This is a genomic window from Hyphomonas sp. (assembly GCF_037969335.1).
GTDB lineage: Bacteria > Pseudomonadota > Alphaproteobacteria > Caulobacterales > Hyphomonadaceae > Hyphomonas.
In genome coordinates, this window is record NZ_JBBKXE010000016.1 from 1 (window position 1) to 2604 (window position 2604).

General features: G+C 64.7%; 4 protein-coding genes and 1 pseudogene. 4 read left to right on the forward strand and 1 reads right to left on the reverse strand.

Annotated features, from left to right (window positions below):
* From AADA04_RS01045 to AADA04_RS01055, 3 genes and pseudogenes are all read left to right on the forward strand, one after another.
* Positions 1-335, forward strand: a pseudogene (locus AADA04_RS01045) (glycerophosphodiester phosphodiesterase); the annotation flags it as partial.
* Positions 336-538: 203 nt separating this feature from the next.
* Positions 539-988 (forward strand): glyoxalase superfamily protein, encoded by a 450-nt coding sequence (locus AADA04_RS01050; protein WP_340691373.1) that lies wholly within the window; start codon positions 539-541, stop codon positions 986-988.
* Between the two features lies 1 nt (position 989).
* On the forward strand, positions 990-1439 hold the full coding sequence (locus AADA04_RS01055; protein ID WP_340691374.1) for a hypothetical protein: 450 nt from the start codon (positions 990-992) through the stop codon (positions 1437-1439).
* On the opposite strand, the gene pdxH is transcribed toward AADA04_RS01055, so the two are convergent.
* Positions 1430-2083 carry a pyridoxamine 5'-phosphate oxidase gene (pdxH, locus tag AADA04_RS01060; RefSeq protein ID WP_340691375.1) on the reverse strand — a complete coding sequence of 218 codons (654 nt, stop codon included), beginning with the start codon at positions 2081-2083 and terminating at the stop codon, positions 1430-1432. The two genes, AADA04_RS01055 and pdxH, sit on opposite strands and share 10 nt — an antisense overlap.
* An 84-nt stretch (positions 2084-2167) precedes the next feature.
* Here pdxH and AADA04_RS01065 point away from each other — a divergent pair.
* Positions 2168-2604 (forward strand): chorismate synthase (locus AADA04_RS01065; RefSeq protein WP_340691376.1); only part of this gene is annotated, 437 nt, incomplete at its 3' end.

Consider the following 2604-nt stretch of genomic DNA (forward strand, 5'->3'; position numbering starts at 1 on the left):
ACCTGATGCTCACCGCGTCGGCCAAAGGCTCGCGCGACATTGGCCGGGTCGAAGACCTTGGCGTCGACCGCACCCGCCTCGTCGCCTGGACCGGCACCGGCTCGCCGGACGCCGCTGCCTGGGCGCGCGATCTCCGGGAAGGCGTCGAACCCGCGTTCGGCACGCTTGGCCGCAAGGGCGAACGCCTCGACGACCAGTATTGGGCCGATGGCGATGCCAGCGAATACCAGGACCTTGTCGATGACGGCCTCGTCCTGCTCGCCACTGACGAACCCTACCGTGTCGCCGCCGCGCTCACATCCGACGACCGCGCCCGGGAAATGTGCGGGCGTTGACGTAGCGCCAATCTCGGCGTATTTGCGGCCCCGGTTTGAGACACCAGCCGCTCGCCGGGACATAGTCCCGAAGGTGAAGATCTCACAGGCCCCGCAAGGCGCCTGTACCCAACAGGATGCTGAACCTCTTCCAGCGGTCCTGCGGCAAGGCGAGCCCCCGCGTTGACGTGACCGCTTTTGGACGACGGTAAAGGATCTCTCTCATGTCACCCTCCATCAATACGCGCGAACAGGCGAAAGCCCGTGCGCGCGAAATCCGCGCCGTGGAAACACTGGCCGGAACGCCCATCTCGCATTCTGCCGCGCTTGAACGCGTCGCCGCCGAACTCGGCTATCGCGACTGGAACACCGCCTCGGCGCGCCTCTCCAACCTGCCGGAAGTGCCCGTCCAGGTCGGCGACCGCGTCACCGGCCTCTATCTCAAGAAGCCGTTCGAAGGCGTCGTCTTGGCCGTACGCGACATTGGCGGCGGTTCAGCCTTCGAGGTCACACTGCACTTCGACGAACCGGTCGATGTCGTCGAATTCGAATCCTTCTCGGCCTTCCGCCAGCGGGTGAACGCGACGATCTCCGCCGACGGTTCTTCATGGTCGAAAACCAGCGACGGCCACCCGCACATGCGGGTCCTGTCCGTCACGAACGGGATCGTCTGAGATGGCCACCCCGAAGGTGAACGTCCGGCCGGCTTTCCTCACTCCCTCGATGGAAGCCGGCCGCGACTTCGTGATGCGCGGCATTGTTGGAAACGTCGTGATGCTGAACTTGCTGCGCCTGCGGGACACGGCAGACTATTCAGAGACGCCGCGTCTCGCCCCGGACGCGCCGATCTCGGGCCGCGAAGCCTATGACCGCTATATCGCCCACACTCTGCCTTTCCTGGAAGCCGGCGGCGGCAGCCTCGACTTGATGGCCGAGGGCGGGTCCTTCCTGATCGGCCCGCAGGATGCGCGCTGGGACCTCGTCCTGCTCGTCCGCCACAAGGATGTCGCTACTTTTCTCGCGTTCGAGACGGACACCGCTTATCTGGAGGGCATCGGCCATCGCACAGCAGCAATCGAAGACTCGCGGCTCCTGCCGCTGAGCGTCATTCCCATTCAGGGATAAAGCCGCGTCGTCGTCCAGCCATCACCGGCTCGGGTATAGCGGACGCGGTCATGCATGCGGAACGCCTGGTCCTGCCAGTATTCGATCTCGGTCGGCACAAGACGGAACCCGCCCCAGAATTCGGGGCGGGGAATGTCCGGCCCGTCGCCATAGACTTCCGAGACTTCGGCAATGCGCTGTTCGAACACGGCGCGGTCCGGCAATGGCCGCGACTGGTCAGACGCAATCGCGCTGATCCGGCTCTGGGCCGCGCGCGAGGCAAAATAGGCGTCCGCCTCGGCATCCGACACGCGGGTGATATTACCGCGAATGCGCACCTGGCGGCGCAGGCTCTTCCAGTGCAGGCAGAGCGCGGCACGGGGATTGTCCGCCAATTGGCGGCCCTTCTGGCTCTGCAAATTGGTGAAGAAGGAGAACCCGGCCTCGGAAATCTCCTTCAGCAGCACGATCCGCACGTCCGGCATGCCCTCAGAATCCACCGTCGCCAGCGACATCGCGTTGGAATCATTGGGCTCCTTCGTCCGCGCTTCGGCCATCCAGTCCCGGAAAAAGGCGATCGGGTCCGGCACGACGGGAATCAGGGGGCGGTCACGCCCGGTGGCATAGTCTGCAGCGCTGGGAGATGGGGGAATGACAGGAGACACGATGGCTGGCCCTTTTTGCGGATTTGTTAGGCGTCTTGTTTTCATATAGGAGGCAGCGAGCTTTAACGAGGGGTGCGGCCCAACATGTCACACAACACATTCGGTCATCTGTTCCGTGTCACCACATGGGGCGAGAGCCACGGGCCTGCCCTTGGCTGTGTCATCGACGGCTGCCCTCCGGGGCTGGCCCTGACACCTGAATGGATTCAGGGCTTCCTGGACAAACGCCGCCCCGGCACGTCGCGCTTCGTCACCCAGCGCCAGGAACCGGACGCCGTCAAAATCCTGTCCGGCGTATTCGAGGACGACCGCACCGGCGGGCCTGTGACCACCGGCACCCCGATTTCCCTGATGATCGAGAATGCCGACCAGCGCTCCAAGGATTACAGCGAAATCCGCGACAGCTATCGCCCCGGCCATGCCGACTTCTCCTATGACGCGAAATACGGCGTGCGCGACTATCGCGGCGGCGGACGCTCCAGTGCCCGCGAGACAGCGGCCCGCGTCGCCGCCGCGATAGT